16 protein-coding genes are annotated in these 14678 nt (G+C 69.0%); 9 read left to right on the plus strand and 7 right to left on the minus strand.

Features of this window, described 5'->3' with window-relative positions; all coding sequences use genetic code 11:
- The first annotated feature begins 334 nt into the window (after nt 1–334).
- From D5S19_RS31650 to D5S19_RS11860, 4 genes are all read left to right on the plus strand, one after another.
- Nucleotides 335–589 (plus strand): hypothetical protein, encoded by a 255-nt coding sequence (locus tag D5S19_RS31650; RefSeq protein WP_147397375.1) that lies wholly within the window; start codon nt 335–337, stop codon nt 587–589.
- A 129-nt stretch (nt 590–718) separates the two neighbouring features.
- Nucleotides 719–1426 (plus strand): hypothetical protein, encoded by a 708-nt coding sequence (locus D5S19_RS11850; RefSeq protein ID WP_147397376.1) that lies wholly within the window; start codon nt 719–721, stop codon nt 1424–1426.
- 202 nt (nt 1427–1628) lie between these two features.
- A complete protein-coding gene (locus D5S19_RS11855) occupies nt 1629–2174 on the plus strand; it encodes a GNAT family N-acetyltransferase (protein ID WP_120023408.1) in 546 nt (181 codons plus the stop codon).
- 78 nt (nt 2175–2252) lie between these two features.
- Nucleotides 2253–3422, plus strand: coding sequence for an MFS transporter (locus D5S19_RS11860; protein WP_233573841.1), 1170 nt, complete (start codon nt 2253–2255; stop codon nt 3420–3422).
- A gap of 9 nt (nt 3423–3431) precedes the next feature.
- Here the strand turns inward: D5S19_RS11860 and D5S19_RS11865 are convergent, their stop codons facing one another.
- Genes D5S19_RS11865 through D5S19_RS11875 form a run of 3 tightly spaced genes read right to left on the minus strand, consistent with a single transcriptional unit; the run spans nt 3432 to nt 6045 of the window.
- The gene (locus D5S19_RS11865; RefSeq protein WP_233573842.1) at nt 3432–3935 is read right to left on the minus strand and encodes a hypothetical protein; all 504 of its coding nucleotides are present in this window, start codon (nt 3933–3935) and stop codon (nt 3432–3434) included.
- Nucleotides 3932–5353 (minus strand): sensor histidine kinase, encoded by a 1422-nt coding sequence (locus D5S19_RS11870; protein ID WP_120023409.1) that lies wholly within the window; start codon nt 5351–5353, stop codon nt 3932–3934. Before D5S19_RS11870 ends, D5S19_RS11865 begins: the two co-directional genes overlap by 4 nt.
- Nucleotides 5350–6045 carry a response regulator transcription factor gene (locus D5S19_RS11875; protein WP_120023410.1) on the minus strand — a complete coding sequence of 232 codons (696 nt, stop codon included), beginning with the start codon at nt 6043–6045 and terminating at the stop codon, nt 5350–5352. The genes D5S19_RS11870 and D5S19_RS11875 overlap by 4 nt, the downstream gene beginning before the upstream one ends.
- 222 nt (nt 6046–6267) lie before the next feature.
- Here D5S19_RS11875 and D5S19_RS11880 point away from each other — a divergent pair, with 222 nt between their 5' ends.
- Entirely contained in the window at nt 6268–6816 is a 549-nt protein-coding gene (locus D5S19_RS11880; RefSeq protein ID WP_120023411.1) for a D-alanyl-D-alanine carboxypeptidase family protein, read from the plus strand.
- A gap of 78 nt (nt 6817–6894) precedes the next feature.
- On the opposite strand, the gene D5S19_RS11885 is transcribed toward D5S19_RS11880, so the two are convergent.
- Nucleotides 6895–7047: a hypothetical protein gene (locus D5S19_RS11885; RefSeq protein ID WP_233573843.1), complete on the minus strand. Its 153-nt coding sequence runs from the start codon at nt 7045–7047 to the stop codon at nt 6895–6897.
- Between the two features lie 104 nt (nt 7048–7151).
- Here D5S19_RS11885 and map point away from each other — a divergent pair, with 104 nt between their 5' ends.
- Complete coding sequence (map, locus tag D5S19_RS11890) at nt 7152–7943, plus strand: type I methionyl aminopeptidase (protein ID WP_120023412.1); 792 nt, start codon at nt 7152–7154, stop codon at nt 7941–7943.
- A gap of 10 nt (nt 7944–7953) precedes the next feature.
- On the plus strand, nt 7954–8769 hold the full coding sequence (locus D5S19_RS11895; protein ID WP_120023413.1) for a DUF1295 domain-containing protein: 816 nt from the start codon (nt 7954–7956) through the stop codon (nt 8767–8769).
- On the opposite strand, the gene D5S19_RS11900 is transcribed toward D5S19_RS11895, so the two are convergent.
- A complete protein-coding gene (locus D5S19_RS11900) occupies nt 8770–9441 on the minus strand; it encodes a TetR/AcrR family transcriptional regulator (RefSeq protein ID WP_120023414.1) in 672 nt (223 codons plus the stop codon). It lies immediately after the preceding gene.
- A 153-nt stretch (nt 9442–9594) separates the two neighbouring features.
- Between D5S19_RS11900 and D5S19_RS11905 the strand changes: the two genes are divergently transcribed.
- Together D5S19_RS11905 and D5S19_RS11910 are read left to right on the plus strand one after the other, a co-directional pair.
- Nucleotides 9595–10407 (plus strand): 3-hydroxybutyryl-CoA dehydrogenase, encoded by an 813-nt coding sequence (locus tag D5S19_RS11905; RefSeq protein WP_233573854.1) that lies wholly within the window; start codon nt 9595–9597, stop codon nt 10405–10407.
- Nucleotides 10408–10425: 18 nt separating this feature from the next.
- Entirely contained in the window at nt 10426–11580 is a 1155-nt protein-coding gene (locus tag D5S19_RS11910; protein ID WP_199730452.1) for an acyl-CoA dehydrogenase family protein, read from the plus strand.
- Between the two features lie 776 nt (nt 11581–12356).
- Here D5S19_RS11910 and D5S19_RS11915 read toward each other — a convergent pair.
- Together D5S19_RS11915 and D5S19_RS11920 are read right to left on the minus strand one after the other, a co-directional pair.
- On the minus strand, nt 12357–12572 hold the full coding sequence (locus D5S19_RS11915; RefSeq protein ID WP_199730453.1) for a site-specific integrase: 216 nt from the start codon (nt 12570–12572) through the stop codon (nt 12357–12359).
- A gap of 123 nt (nt 12573–12695) precedes the next feature.
- On the minus strand, nt 12696–14015 hold the full coding sequence (locus D5S19_RS11920) for a glycosyltransferase family 87 protein (RefSeq protein WP_158605523.1): 1320 nt from the start codon (nt 14013–14015) through the stop codon (nt 12696–12698).
- Nucleotides 14016–14678: the final 663 nt, after the last annotated feature.

Genomic DNA, 14678 nt, shown 5'->3' on the forward strand with positions numbered 1-14678 from the left:
CCACATATCGCCAAGAAACTCCTGCGTCCCGTTATGACGCAGATACATGCACGCGATCTCCACCGCCCGGTGCAATCCACACGACTTCGGCCGCCCGATCTTCTTATTCCACGGCTCGGTCAACGATTCACGGACTCGCCACACAAGCTCCTGCATCTGCGACAACATGAGGCCTGTAGTACGATGGTAGCGCAACGGTTCTCCCGGGTATTGAGAATTCTTTGGTCGGAACTCTCAAATTTTCTCGCGAGGACCGTTGCCTTTCTCGGTGACACGCCGGAGTGGATCAGTAATTCACGTAATTACTCACAATGGTTTTGAATAACGCTCGGTATTGATTGAATCTGATTCCGGTAGTTCGGCCTGGTATCCCATTGAGTTGTTTGAGGTGGTGGCTGGGCGGCTGCCTGTCAACTGGCGGTTTGGGACGCGGGACGAGGGTGAGCGGTGGACGCAGGCGATTTGGGGTTATCCCGAGCTTGTCGACGATCCTTCCTACAATGTAGATCTGGTGGAATGCGAAGCGTCGGCTGTGGCCGTCTTTGCGGCTCAGGTCGCGGCATACCGCAAAGAAGTCGCCGAGGAATGAATTTTCTGTGACAGGCCAGAAAGGATCGTACCTGCTGACGGGTGGTGTGACAGTGAAGAAAGAATCTTTGACTGAGAGGATCTGGTCGACGTACTCGACTACGCGCGCCCGGATAGTGTGCTCTACACTGTGGAGTTCCATGCCGACACGATGTTCGACACCATGCAGCTGCGCAGGGTTGGCGATGAACTCGAGGAAATGGTCGGGCGGCAACCGAAACTGGCAGCCGCCGTGTTGAGGCGGATGTTGCGGGTGATTGGAATCGAGTCGGTGAAGGTGCTTCGGGATGAGAGTGATGAGTATGTGGAGCTTTCACTCGAGTGGCGGCCGGACAATCTGGCTACCACGCCGGCGAGTTGTTTCGTGCGTGATCGCTCTGGTTCTGAGGGTGGTTATGTGCAGGTGAGGGTTGAACCGCTGGCTGGTGAGGTGTATTCGGTGGTGATGGTGATCAGGCCGGTCGTGGTGATCGAGGTGCCGTCGTGGTCGTCGATGGTGACGGAGTCGGGGATGGTTCGGCTTGATCTCGCGTCGTGGCCGGGAGATCCGGGACGGAGTGGTGCTGCTGAGGCGTTGAGCCGGGTCGACTGGGTGAGCGATCTCGCGATCGGTGAGAACGAGCACGGCGCGTATCTCGCGCTGTTTGCGGTTCCGCCGGTGCGTTGGGTGATGTCCGGTGATGCGGGTTTCGGTATCGGGGCCGGTGGCGAGTTGACCGGGGTGCGCTATGAGGGAAACCGCTTTGGCGAGGTGGCTTCGGACTCGGCGGATTCATCGCGCTCGGAGAACCGCGAGCCGGATGCTCAGTGGATCACGACGCCCGTCGTTCAGGGGTGAACCGGGTCGCGTGACCAAAGGGCGGCTGAGCACACGGGTAATGCTCGGCAGGAAACGGGGTTGCTGCCTTGATTCGACCGGGCCTTGGGGGTCGTTGCATGCCCGGGGGTGATCGTTGAACGAGGGCGTCGGCGCTGGGCGGCTCACGCGGACATCCACGGACCGCAGCACCCCGGTTCCCGCCCCGGCTACGCTGCGTCGTGTGACTGCTCCGGAAATCAAGCTGCTGCCGCCGTCCGCGGCCGGGGACATCGCGCTCGTGGCCGCGGTGAGTGACCTGGTCAATCTGGTCTACGCGGAGTCCGAGACGGGCCTCTGGTCCGGCGAGGTCGACCGCACCACGCCCGCCGAGGTGGCCGGGTTCGTCGCCGCGGGGGAGATCGCGGTGGCGTGGCTCGACGGCCGGCTGGCCGGCTGTGTCCGGGTGTGCCGCCTCGCCGACGACACGGGGGAGTTCGGCATGCTGGCCGCGGCGCCCGAGGTGCGCGGCACGGGGCTGGGCCGGGAGCTGGTCGCCTTCGCCGAACGGCACAGCCGTGCGGCCGGGCATCGCCGGATTCAGCTGGAACTGCTGGTGCCGCGCGACGGGACCCATCCGGCGAAGGACTTCCTCGCCCGTTGGTACCGCAGGCTCGGCTACGAGGTGGTCCGGACCACGACCCTCGACGTGGATTTCCCGCACCTCGCGCCGCTGCTCGCGGTGCCGTGCGAATTCCTGGTGTACCACAAGGATCTCGCCCCGGCCTGAGGTCTTGCGCGCGAGACGGACCGCACCCCGCCGTGCGACCATCGGGACAGACCCGCCGCCGACCAGGAGACGAGGCCGATGACCGAGCTGTCCCCACCCCCGGCACGGACCGTCCCGCGCCAGGCCCGCGCGGCGACCTGGATCGTGTTCGCGCTCAACGGTTTCGCGGTCGGCATGTGGGTGGTGCACATCCCGGTGGTCGAGCGCGCCGCGGGGATCTCGCACCCCGCGCTGGGCGCGCTGCTGCTGGTGCTCGGCGGCGCCGCGCTCGTCGGCATGCAGGTCACCGGCCGCCTGGCCGACCGGTTCGGCAATCACCGGATCGTGCCCGTCGCGGGAATCCTGCTCGGGGTGGCGATGGCGTTGCCGGGGCTGGCGGGGAACTGGTGGACGCTGGCGCTGGCGCTGCTCGGGTTCGGCTTCTTCAACGGCTCGCTCGACGTCGCGATGAACGCGCAGGCGGTGGTCGTGGAACGGGCCTATCCGCGGCCGATCATGGCGGCGTTCCACGCGATGTGGTCGATCGGCGGGGCGCTGGCCGCGGTGGCCGGTGCGGCGGTGCTCGACGCGGGGCTGCCGGCCGTCGTCTCGCTCGGCGGCACCGGGCTGCTGTGCGCGCTGGTGGTGGCGGTGGCCGGCCGGTTTCTGCTGGCCGCACCCGCGGCCCCGGCGCAAGAGTCCACTGTGGACGAAAAGCGGCGTCCGCCGGCCCGGCTCGTCTGGCTGCTCGGCTTTCTCGCGCTCGCCATGATGCTGTCCGAGGGCGTGGCGAACGACTGGTCGGCGCTGTATCTGCGCGACGGTCTGGGCACCTCGGAGAGCACCGCGGCCCTGGCCTACGGTTCGTTCGCGGTCGCGATGACGGTGGGCCGGTTCGCCACCGACCGGGTGGCCGCGGTCGCCGGGCCGGTGGCGGTGATGCGGTACGGGTCGGCGCTCGCCGCGCTGGGGCTGACGGTCGCGTCGGTGTCGCCGTGGGTGCCGCTGTCCCTGATCGGCTGGGCGGTGTTCGGGCTGGGCCTTTCCGGCGGCGTTCCGCAGTTGTTCACCGCGGCGGGAAACCTGGACACCCGCGCGTCCGGCGCGTTGATGGCCCGTGTGGTCGGCGTCGGCTACTTCGGCCTGCTCTCGGGCCCGGCGATCATCGGCGGGCTGGCGCACTTCATGCCGCTCAACGTCACGTTCGCGCTGCCGATCGTGTTGTGCCTGCTCGGGGTGATCTTCGCCCCGGCGCTCAAGCCCCGGTGACCCGGACGCTCAGGGGTGGCATCGTGCCGCGGGGAGGGTCCGGCCGCCGCCGCTGAGGACCACCGTGGTCAGCTCGGCCAGGCTGTCGTCCGACAGCAGGGTGCAGACGATCTGGTCGGCCGCGGTCGCGGACAGCGTGGTGACGTCCGAGTTCAGGTTCGCCTGCACGCTCGTGTCGGCGGTCGTCACCGTGGCGGGCAGGGCGGACTGCGGCACCTCCGTGGTGAAGCCTCCCGCGCCGGACCGACGGTCCGGCCCGGCGGCCAGCATGCCGATCAGCCCGGCCGGCTCCGGGGGCGGGCCTGATCGCGACACCGGGATCACCGAGCCGCCCCGGACGAAGTACAGCACCACGTCCTGTCTCGCCCCGGGGGCCGGGGTGCCGGACTGGCCGGGCGGGTAGGCCGGTCCGCTCGGTGCTCCGTTACCCGGGATCACCCCGCTGGGCCGCACTCCGCATCCGGTGGCCAGCAGCGCGACCGCGGCCAGCACGCACACCGCCCGGCGGATCACTGCTCCGCCTCCGTCGTGCGGGGCAGCCACACCGTGAACACCGCGCCGCCGCCGGGCGCGTTGGCCGCGGTCAGCTGTCCGCCGTGCAGGCGGGTGTTCTCCCAGGAGATGGCGAGCCCGAGCCCGCTGCCCTCGGAACGGCCGCGCGCGCTGTCTGCCTTGTAGAACCGCTGGAACACGTGCGGAAGCACCTCCTCGTCGAGCCCGGGGCCGGAATCGGCGACCTCCACACGCACCCCGGCTGCGTCGCCGGTCAGCCGCACGGTGACCGGGGCCTCGCCGTGCCGCAGCGCGTTGCCGACCAGGTTCGCCACGATCACGTCCAGCCGGCGCGGGTCCACCCTGGCCCGGATGCCGTCCGGCAGGTCCGTCTCCACCTCGTCGGTGAACCCGCGGGTGCGCAGCGTCGCCCGGATCGCGTCGGCCAGGTCGATGTCGTCGAGGGCGAGCGAAGCCGTGCCGGAGTCGAAGCGGGTCACCTCGATCAGGTCGTTCACCAGCCGTGTCAGGTTGTGCGTCTCCCGGCTGACCAGTCGCACGGCCTGGCCGGACACGCCGGGCAGCCGTTCCGACTCGGCGTCGAGCATGTCGGTGACGGCGGTCATCGCGGCGAGCGGGGTACGGAGTTCGTGCGAGACGTCGGCGACGAACCGGCGCGCGTCCGCTTCCATCCGGCGCAGCTCGCCGACGTGCTTCTGCAGGGATTCCGCGGTCGAGTTGAACGTCCCGGCGACCGCGGCCAGTTCGTCGCCGCCGCGCACGGTCAGCCGGGTGTCGAGATCGCCCTCGCCGAGCCGGTGCGCCGCGCGCTGCAACTCGTGCACCGGCCGGAGCACGCTGCGGGCGGCCAGCAGCGCGAGCAGCATGGCCAGCAGCAGGCCCCCGCCGCCGGTGAGCCAGGCGTCGCGGGCCAGTCCGGCGATCGTCTCGCTCTCGTTGTCGAAGGTCCGCAGCTCGTACACCTCGATGCCGGACGGGAAGGTCTGCGAGCGCTTCGATCCGCCGGTGATCCGCAGCTGCGATCCGATCACCAGCGCGGTGACGCCGTCGCGGGCGATCCGCTGCCAGGCCACCTGCCCGGATCCCACCTTCGCGCGCAGCTCCGGGGTGATGTCCGAGACCGGCAGGTCGCCCTCGTGCAGCGAGCCGTCGATCGCGGCCACGGTGATCGTGCGGCCGCGCAACTTCTCGACGATGCCGTTCAGCTGGGCCGGATCCGGAGCACCTGCCTGCAGCGGATACATCTGCTGGAGCTTGTTGGTCATGTCGACCACGGCGCTGTCCTGCGCCTGCTGCACGATCGCGTCCCGCGCGCGTACGTAGCCGATCCCGGCCACCGCACTCGCGGTCACCACGCTCAGCAGGGCGAACGCGAGCAGCAGGCGCGCCTGCAGCCCCCAGTTCCGCCAGAGCTTCACAGCGGTCCGAAGCGGTAGCCGAAGCCACGGACGGTCTGCACGTACGCCGGGGCGCCCGGATCGTCCTCGATCTTCGAGCGCAGCCGCTGCACGCAGGCGTCCACCAGTCGGGAGTCACCGAGATATCCCTGGTCCCACACCGATTCGAGCAGCTGCTGGCGGCTGAGCACCCGGCCGGGCGAGGCGGACAGTTCGAGCAGCAGGCGCAGTTCGGTGGGTGCGAGCGCGACCGCCCGGCCGTGCTTGGCCACCACCAGGCCGGCACGGTCGATGGCCAGGTCCCTGTGCCGTTCCGGCCCCGCCTTCGCGGCTTCGGCCTGGCGCGGTTCGCCTCCGGTGCGGCGCAGCACCGCCCGGATGCGTGCCTCCAGCACCCGGGCCTGTGCGGGCTTGACCACGTAGTCGTCGGCACCGGCCTCCAGTCCGGCGACCACGTCGATGTCGTCGTTGCGCGCGGTCAGCATGATGATCGGCAGATCGCCGGAGGCGCGGATACGGCGGCACACCTCGAATCCGTCCATGCCGGGCAGCATCAGATCGAGCACCACCACGTCGGCGGTGCCGCCGGTGAGCCGGGCGAGTCCTTCCTCTCCGGTCTCCACGGCTTCGACCGTGTGGCCTTGGTAGGTGAGGGCGATCTGCAGGCCCTCCCGCACGGCCTGGTCGTCTTCGATGAGCAGCACCCGGGGCATGGTTCTCACTATCGCAGCGGTGATCGGTGCACGCCCGTCCGGCTCTCGGACAGTCCACAGCGGACACCACCCGACAGCGTCGTGGCGGCGCTTCACCGCGGGGTGCGCGGCAGGTCATGAACCGGTAACGGACGCCGGCTGTCACAGAGCTGTTACAGAGCCGTCGGGCTGCCCGGACATCGTCCGCACCGGCCGGGCACACCGGCCTCCGAAGCTGGCCGCATGCTCCGTTTCCTGCTCCGTCCCCGGCTGCTGACGGCGATCACCCGGCTGATGGGCGTACTGCTGCTGCCCGTCGCGTTCGTCCGGGCGCCCGGACGTGCCCGGTACCTGGCCTGCCAGTGGGCGCTGGGCCTGCGGTATCCGGCCGAGGATCTGGCCGGGCTGAACCCGGCGGCCCGCGCGGCGTTCACCCACGCCCGCACCGAGGCGTTCTGGCGGGACGGCCAGCTGATCGGCCTGACCTCGGGCCACCGCGACGCGGCCGAGCAGTACCGGCTGTTCACCGAAGAGGTCCGCCGCACCGGTTCGGTCTCCGGGGCTCGGCGGCTGGTGCTGCCGCCGGAGGAGTCCGCGCACGTCGGCGGGATCGCCATGGACGTGCGCCCGACCGGGGGCGCGGCCTGGCTGGAACGGCACGGCGCGGCCCATCGGCTGTTCCGCCGCTATGACAACGAATGGTGGCATTTCGAGTACCACCCGGACACCGAGCCGCTGCGGCTGCCGCATCCCGGGCGGACCCCGGTCCGCTCCCGGCAGCGGATCGGCTGAACCCTTCTGTCCACAGTGGTCAGAACCGGCGGGCGAACGGCAGCCGCCGGCGCATCCGGATCAGCAGCAGCAGCGGAATCAGCACATAGGGCAGGTTGAAGGCGAGGAACTTCGGGAGAAGCCGACGCCCAGGGTGGGCAGCAGGTCGCTGATCAGCGAGGTGACCGTGAAGACGCTGAACGCGATCGCGAAGAAGACGTCGATACCACGCTGCCGCAGCGGGAGATTCATACCGGACAGCCTAGGCCGGGCTCGGTGACCGGACTGGTATTTCTATCCCGGCACCGTGCTACTGTCAGCGGTATAACTATACCGATATCGAACGTGAGGCAGCCGTGATCGAGCTGAAGACGCCTGCGGAGATCGACCGCATGCACGTGACCGGGCGGTTCGTCGCCGAGGTGCTCTCGGAGGTCGGCCGGCTCGCGGACGTGGGCGTCAACCTGCTGGATCTGGAACACCACGTGCGGGACATGATCAAGCAGCGCGGGGCCGTGTCGTGTTACTGGGACTACTCGCCCTCCTTCGGCCGGGGGCCGTTCCGCAACGTCCTCTGCCTGGCCGTCAACGACGCCGTGCTGCACGGCCTCCCGCACGACTACATCCTGCGCGACGGCGACGTGCTGACCGCGGACTTCGCGGTCACCATCGACGGGTGGGCGGCCGATTCGGCGCGCACGGTGATCGTCGGCACCCCGGCGCAGGAGGACCAGCGGATCATCCGCGCCACCGAGGAGGCGCTGGAAGCGGCGATCGAGGTGGCGCGCCCGGGCAACCGGCTCGGCGACATCTCGGCCGCGATCTGGGGTGTCGCCCGCGCGTACGGCTACCCGGTCAACACCGAGTTCGGCGGGCACGGGATCGGCCGCACCATGCACGGCGACCCGCATGTGTCCAACAAAGGTCAGGCCGGGCGCGGTATGAAGCTCCGGCCCGGGCTGACCCTCGCGCTCGAACCCTGGCTCGCGCGCACGACCGACAAGATCGTCTACGACCCGGACGGCTGGACCATCCGCTCGGCCGACGGTTCGCGCACGGCGCACTCCGAACACACCGTCGCGATCACCGACGGCGACGCGCTGGTGCTGACTCGGCGAGCCTCCGAACAGGTGCCGCGCGGCGCGTAAAGTCCCGCTCATGAACGCGTTCCAGGTCTGCCTGTGGGTCTTCGGGGCGGTCTGCGCCGGCTGCTGGCTGCTTTCGGTGCTCACCCGCGAGTACTCCTGGGTGGACCGGATCTGGTCGCTCGTGCCGGTGGCCTACGCCGGGATCTTCGCCGGCCACGCGGGTTTCGCGGACCCACGGCTGAACGTCCTGTTCGTGCTCGTGGCGTTGTGGGGCGCGCGGCTGACGTTCAACTTCGGCCGTAAAGGCGGATACGCGCGGGGCGGCGAGGACTACCGCTGGGCGATCCTGCGCGGGCGGATGGCGCCGTGGTGGTTCCAGGTGTTCAACCTGTTCTTCATCACCCTGTTCCAGAACGGGATTCTGCTGCTGATCGCGGTGCCCGCGTGGACCGCACTGGAGCACCGGACGCCGTTCGGGGTGGCCGACGTGCTGCTCGCGCTCGCCTTCCTCGCCTGCCTGGCGGGGGAGACCGTCGCCGATCAGCAGCAGTGGGATTTCCACCGCTGGAAGGCCGCCGAACAGGCGGCCGGGCGCGTTCCCGATCCGCGGTTCCGGCAGACCGGGCTGTTCCGGTTCTCCCGGCACCCGAACTTCTTCTTCGAACAGGCACAGTGGTGGCTGGTCGCCGGGTTCGGCGTCGCCGCGGCCGGCGCGCTCACCTGGACCGTGGCCGGGGCGCTCCTGCTGACCGCGCTGTTCGTCGGGTCCACGATCTTCACCGAGAGCATCACCCGCGGACGATATCCGGAGTACGCGCGGTACCAGCGCCGTACTTCGCCGGTGGTGCCGTGGTTCCCGCGCCGGGTTCCCTCCACTGTGGACTGATCAGCCGGGCGTCCCGTCGTTGCCGAGCAGGCGGCGCAGGCCGGGGAGCACGGCGGAGAGGTCCTTGCCGGTGCGGAACGCGATCACCGTGGTCTCCGGCTCGTCCGCACGCGCGCCGAACAAGGCGACGGTGTCGGCCATCGCGGCGTCGAACTCCGCCTCCGGGTTCTCCACCTGCCCGCGCAGCCAGCGGCGCAGAACGTGGTTGTGCGCGGTGACCACGGCCGCGGCCAGCAGTTCGGCGCGGAGCGCGGTGTCCTCGCCGCCGCCCAGGCTGCAGTGCATGAAGTCGCGGAACAGCTGCTGATACTGCTGGGTGCCGGCGATCTCCCGCGCGCGCAACGCGGGCACGCGGCGGGTCAGCCGGTAACGCGCGAGCGCGAGATCGCCCTCCGCGACGTAGTGCCGCAGCACCAGCCGGGCGGCCTCGATCACCGCGACCAGCGCGGTCGGCGGGTCCGCGCCCTCCAGCCGGTTCCCGATCGCGCTCAGCAGCACCTCGTGGTCGGGGAAGATCACCTCGTCCTTGAACCGGAAGGCGCGGAAGAAGGTGGTCCGCCCGACGCCTGCCCGCTCGGTGATGTCGTCCACCGTGGTCTGGTCGTAGCCGCGCTCCTCGAACAGCTCGAAGGCGGCTTCGGTGAGCCGCCGGCGGGCCGGTTTCGCCGGCATCCCGATCCCTCCTCCCGCACCCGTGCCCCGGCACCGGGAGCGACCGCCTTCCGTTCCCGGCTGATACTGAGTACCGTAACAGTGGAACCAAGTACCGGTACAGCGGAGAGGAGACGGCGCGTGGAGCTCGTCGGCGTGGTCGGATGCGGGCAGATGGGGGCAGGGATCGCCGAGGTGTGCGCCCGGGCCGGGCTGGACGTGGTCGCGGTCGAGTCGAGCCGCGCCGCGGCCGACGCGGGCCGGGCCCGGCTGGAGACCTCCCTGGCGCGGGCGGAGAAGAAGGGCCGGATCGACTCGGCGGCCGAGGTGCTGGGCCGGATCCGGGTCGCCGAGGACCTCGGCGAGCTGGCCGACCGCACGCTGGTGGTCGAGGCCATCGTGGAGAACGAGGCGGTCAAGCGGGAGCTGTTCGCCAAGCTGGACGAGATCGTCACCGCGCCGGACGCCGTGCTGGCCTCCAACACCTCGTCGATCCCGATCATGAAGCTGGGCACCGCGACGAAACGTCCGGCGCAGGTGCTCGGCGTGCACTTCTTCAATCCGGTGCCGGTGCTGCCGCTGGTCGAGCTGGTGCCCTCGCTGCTGACCTCGGAGGAGACCACCGCGCGGGCGCGCGCGTTCGCCGAGGACCAGCTGGGCAAGCACGCGATCCTGTGCCAGGACCGCTCCGGGTTCGTGGTCAACGCGCTGCTGATCCCGTTCATCCTGTCCGCGGTGCGCATGCTGGAGTCCGGATTCGCCACCAAGGAGGCCATCGACGAGGGCCTGGTGCGGGGTGCCGCGCATCCGCAGGGCCCGCTGGCGCTGGCCGACCTGATCGGGCTGGACACCACCAAGGCGGTCGCGGAATCGCTGTACGAGGAGTTCAAGGAGCCGCTGTACGCCCCGCCGCCGCTGCTGGCGCGGATGGTCGACGCCGGCCTGCTGGGCCGCAAGACCGGTCGCGGCTTCTACACCTACGCCTGATCCTTCGAGGAGTACCTGATGACTTTCGACCTGTTCAAGATCAACGAGGACCACGAGGCGATCCGTGAGGCGGTCCGCGCCCTCGCCGAGGAGCAGATCGCGCCGCACGCCGCCGAGGCCGACGAGCGCTCGGAGTTCCCGAAGGCGTCCTACGACGCACTGGTCGCCGCCGATTTCCACGCCCCGCACGTGCCGGAGCAGTACGGCGGCGCCGGTGCGGACGCGCTGGCCACCTGCATCGTGATCGAGGAGGTCGCGCGGGTGTGCGCGGCGTCCTCGCTCATCCCGGCGGTGAACAAACTGGGCAGCCTGCCGCTGATCCTGGCCGCGAACGAGGAGGTGAAGGCGAAGTACCTGCCGCCACTGGCCTCGGGGGCCGCCGGATTCTCGTATGGACTGTCCGAACGCGACGCCGGCTCGGACACCGCGTCGATGCGCTGCCGGGCCAAGCGGTCCGGTGACGACTGGGTCCTCAATGGACAGAAGTCGTGGATCACCAACGCCGGGGTGTCGGAGTACTACACGGTGCTCGCGGTGACCGACCCGGACGGCCCCCGCGGCGGGAACGTGAGCGCGTTCGTGGTGGAGAAGTCCGACGAGGGCTTCTCGTTCGGCGCCAAGGAAAGGAAGCTGGGCATCAAGGGCTCGCCGACGCGTGAGCTGCTGTTCGAGAACGTGCGCATCCCCGGCGACCGCCTGGTCGGCGAACTCGGCCAGGGCCTGAAGATCGCCCTGCGCACCCTCGACCACACCCGGGTGACGATCGGCGCCCAAGCGGTGGGCATCGCGCAGGGCGCGCTGGATCACGCGCTGGCGTATGTCAAGGAGCGCAAGCAGTTCGGCAAGCACATCGCCGATTTCCAAGGCATCCAGTTCATGCTCGCGGACATGGCGATGGCCGTGGAGACCGCCCGCCAGATGGTCTACACCGCCGCCGCGAAGTCCGAACGGGGCGACGCGGACCTGTCCTTCTTCGGCGCCGCCGCGAAGTGCCACGCCTCGGACGTGGCGATGAGCGTGACCACCGACGCGGTCCAGCTCCTCGGCGGCTACGGCTACACCCGCGACTTCCCTCTGGAACGCATGATGCGGGACGCGAAGATCACCCAGATTTATGAAGGGACGAACCAGATTCAGCGGATCGTGATGGCGCGTGCCCTGCTCAAGGGCTAAGTTGATCTTGATTCGGTAGTTCGGGCGAGCCTGGTGGTCCATGATCAGGCCGCTTCCAGGCCGTCACTGGCACCAGGCCGTCCGGACTCCGGTTGATCTAGGTAGTGCCCACGTAGGGCACCGGTTCTTCGGAACCGGTGCGCAACCACGGCCGTCCCGCGCCATCTGTGTACGAGATCGTGGGGGCCGGTGGTTCCTCCGCGACGGACACCGATCCGTCAACGTCGAGGTAGTAGACCTCAATGCTGCGTACTGCCCGTCCTCCGAGGTCCCGAGCGGCCTGAAGTGGTAGTTCCTCGCGCACTGCAGGGTTGTGAGGGCTGCCCGCAAGCCACTTGCCGGGCGAATAGTGTGCGCCAACCGTCAAGCTCTCCAGGTGTACGTCGTTGATGTGTGTCGAGTTTCTGTTCTCGATTTGTACTTGGCCGTGCAAACCAGCTATCGGTAAGTACGTCACCTTGACCAACCTCGCCTGGTCTCGGAGGCTTTCCTGTCGTTCTCGCTCGGACAACGACCAGCCGTGAGTAGCGATCCAGAAGGCTGCTGCGGCAGCGACGATGGAACCTACGCCGCCAACCCACTGGCCGGCCGCAGCCCACCAGTTCTCTCCCAACCTGGCGATCACTCCCCAAGCCGCCACAGCAGCGGGGAAGGCGATCACCAACCCGACGGCTGCTCGCTCCCGTTTACGCATGTCAGGTAGTCGCTTCGTCGACGCGTGGTGTTTCGGGTGAAAGAGTGTTGATCGAACCGTCTCTTCGCAGGAACGCCTTGGTCTAAGGTGATGCCGCGTCCAGGCCTTCATCAGCACCAGGCCGCCCGAAAACGGCGTCAACGGCCTGCCGAGCGCGCTCATGGCTCGACGGGACGAGGTGGGTGTACGTCCGGAGGGTGAAGACCGCGTCGGCGTGCCCCAGGTACTCGGCCAGCTCCTTGATCGAGACCGATCGGGACAGCAGGGTCGAGGCGTAGAAGTGCCGCAGCGCGAGCATACCGCCAGCCCGGCCCGGTGTGTGATCTCAGCCACCCGGAACGCGCCCTGCCAGACAACCTTCGTGAACAGGTCACCGGTATAGAGGCGGCCGGCCTCACCCGTGCGGCACTTCCTCTCAGCGTCAACACTGCCGAGATCCAGTTAACGCGGTCGCACCCTCGACCGCGACCGCCCAAAGGGGTGGGCGAGTTCCATACGGTGCGTTACATATTGGAGTGGTTGTATGGCCGGTGCCCGAGGGGCGTCGACCTTCGCTTCGGCGTGACTCGGCTATCGGTTCGGGACGGGCTGGGGTTGGCCGAATCGGTGTGAGGACGGCGGCGCGGTGTGTCCGGTACGCAGCGGTCAGCAGCACTGCGACAGTGACCAACGGGTAGGTGTTCGCCACGATCAGCTGCCATCCCACCCAAGGCCCCTCGGCCGGGGTGAGAATCTGCGGGCCGAGCAGTAGCAGCGCGGAGCAGGTGAGCAGCAGCCGGATACGCCGGTCTGCAGTCCTCAGTGGACGGAACCCGTGGGAAGGCAGCACGCCGGCCGCGAGCGCCACCAGCGCGGGGGCCACCCACACCCAGTGCGCGGTCCAGGAGAGCGGGGAAAGCAGCAACGCGGCCGCGGCGCCCGCGAGCATGCCGATTTCGGTGCTGGAGCGCCGCATGATCAGCACTGCCGCCACCAGGACCAGTGCCGCCAGCACGATCCAGGCCGAGTGGTGCCAGACGCCGTGCAGGCCGAGCCGGTTGAGCGCGGCGGAGATGGTCTGGTTGTCCCGGTTGACGATTCCGGCGGGCCCGTTGAGCACGCCGCCGAAGAAGAACCGTTTCGACTCCTCCGGCATCAGCAGGGCCATTCCGCCGGTGACGGCGGCCGCGGTGCCCGCGGCGGTCAAGGAGGAACGGAAGTCCTTGCGTACCAGGAAAAAGAGCACGAAGGCGGCCGGGGTGATCTTGATTGCCGCGGCGATCCCGATCAGCATTCCCCGCGGCCATCGCGGATTCTCGACCAGGAAGTCCGCGGCCACCAGCGCCATCAGCAGGAGGTTGATCTGTCCCTGCCCGACGGTGTTGCGCACCGGTTCGAGCAGCAGCAGGATCGGCAGCACCGCGATGGTGACGTTCAGGCAGCCCCGGGTGCCGCCGTCCGGCCAGACTCGCCGCAGTACCAGGAAGACGGTGAAACCCAAGCAGGACAAGGAAACCAGCACACTGAGCACGGCGGCGGCCGGGAACGGCAGCGCGGCGAGGACGGACAACGGCAGCAGGGCGAACGGCGGGTAGATGAAGCCGGGGGTCGGGCCGGCGTAGGTCACCGGCAGTTGCCCGTACGGGTCCAGTCCATGCAGCCAGGCCAATGTTGCCTGGTAGAAACTTTGCAGGTCGCCGAACCTGCTGCGGTAGGCGAGATCGAGCAGCCCGAGCAGCACGAGCCCGATCGCCCCGGACACGGCGGCGACCCGCGACGTCCGGCGGCAGGCCAGACTCGTTGCCTGGCTTGTGATCCACGATGCCACGCCGGACCGGCGATGCGCTCGAACCTCGTTCATATCCGGCTAGACGCCGCGTTCGGCCGGATGGTTTTCGGCGGGAGTGTGATTCAGGTCATGTCGAAGTGGGCTGTGACGATTCACTGTGCCCGGTCCGCGTTACTCCTCAGCGGCCGGCTGCGTCGTTAGTGGACAGTCGGGTGGGTGTTCGGGGTGGGCGCTGCCATCGGAATCTGCGGTTTGTGCTGGGGTCGAGTGCCGAAGTCGGCGCTCGCGGTCCGGCGTCGCTGCCGGGTGAAGCCGGGCGGGGCGTTCGGCGCGCCGTCCCGGCACGGGGGGTGAGGTCAGGCTGTCGAGATCGAGTCGGATTCGGCCCGAGCGTTCAGCCGACGGGGCCCGGCAAACACGGTGCCGGGCCAGGAACGCGGTGTTCCTTCGGCCATGAGGGTGCGGCGACGATTCACTGTGCGCGGTGGGCTGGTTGTGTCGCTAGTGGACAGTCTGGCAGTGGACGGGTGAGCGGGGCTCGCCAGCGCGGGTTCGTTCGTGAGGTGCTCGCAGCCGTTTCGCGGTTGGCTTGCGGACCGGAACTTGCGGTTCTTGCCGGGCGGTCTGCCCGGAGTG

This window comes from Amycolatopsis panacis, assembly GCF_003600245.1.
GTDB classification, from domain to species: Bacteria; Actinomycetota; Actinomycetes; order Mycobacteriales; family Pseudonocardiaceae; genus Amycolatopsis; species Amycolatopsis sulphurea.

What these genes read in the sequence shown, in the direction of transcription:
- D5S19_RS11860 (WP_233573841.1), top strand. Translation starts at nt 2,253, where the DNA reads ATGACCGAGCTGTCCCCACCCCCGGCACGGACCGTCCCGCGCCAGGCC.
- D5S19_RS11875 (WP_120023410.1), bottom strand. Translation starts at nt 6,045, where the DNA reads ATGCCCCGGGTGCTGCTCATCGAAGACGACCAGGCCGTGCGGGAGGGC.
- D5S19_RS11880 (WP_120023411.1), top strand. Translation starts at nt 6,268, where the DNA reads ATGCTCCGTTTCCTGCTCCGTCCCCGGCTGCTGACGGCGATCACCCGG.
- D5S19_RS11885 (WP_233573843.1), bottom strand. Translation starts at nt 7,047, where the DNA reads ATGAATCTCCCGCTGCGGCAGCGTGGTATCGACGTCTTCTTCGCGATC.
- D5S19_RS11895 (WP_120023413.1), top strand. Translation starts at nt 7,954, where the DNA reads ATGAACGCGTTCCAGGTCTGCCTGTGGGTCTTCGGGGCGGTCTGCGCC.
- D5S19_RS11900 (WP_120023414.1), bottom strand. Translation starts at nt 9,441, where the DNA reads ATGCCGGCGAAACCGGCCCGCCGGCGGCTCACCGAAGCCGCCTTCGAG.
- D5S19_RS11905 (WP_233573854.1), top strand. Translation starts at nt 9,595, where the DNA reads ATGGGGGCAGGGATCGCCGAGGTGTGCGCCCGGGCCGGGCTGGACGTG.
- D5S19_RS11910 (WP_199730452.1), top strand. Translation starts at nt 10,426, where the DNA reads ATGACTTTCGACCTGTTCAAGATCAACGAGGACCACGAGGCGATCCGT.
- D5S19_RS11915 (WP_199730453.1), bottom strand. Translation starts at nt 12,572, where the DNA reads ATGCTCGCGCTGCGGCACTTCTACGCCTCGACCCTGCTGTCCCGATCG.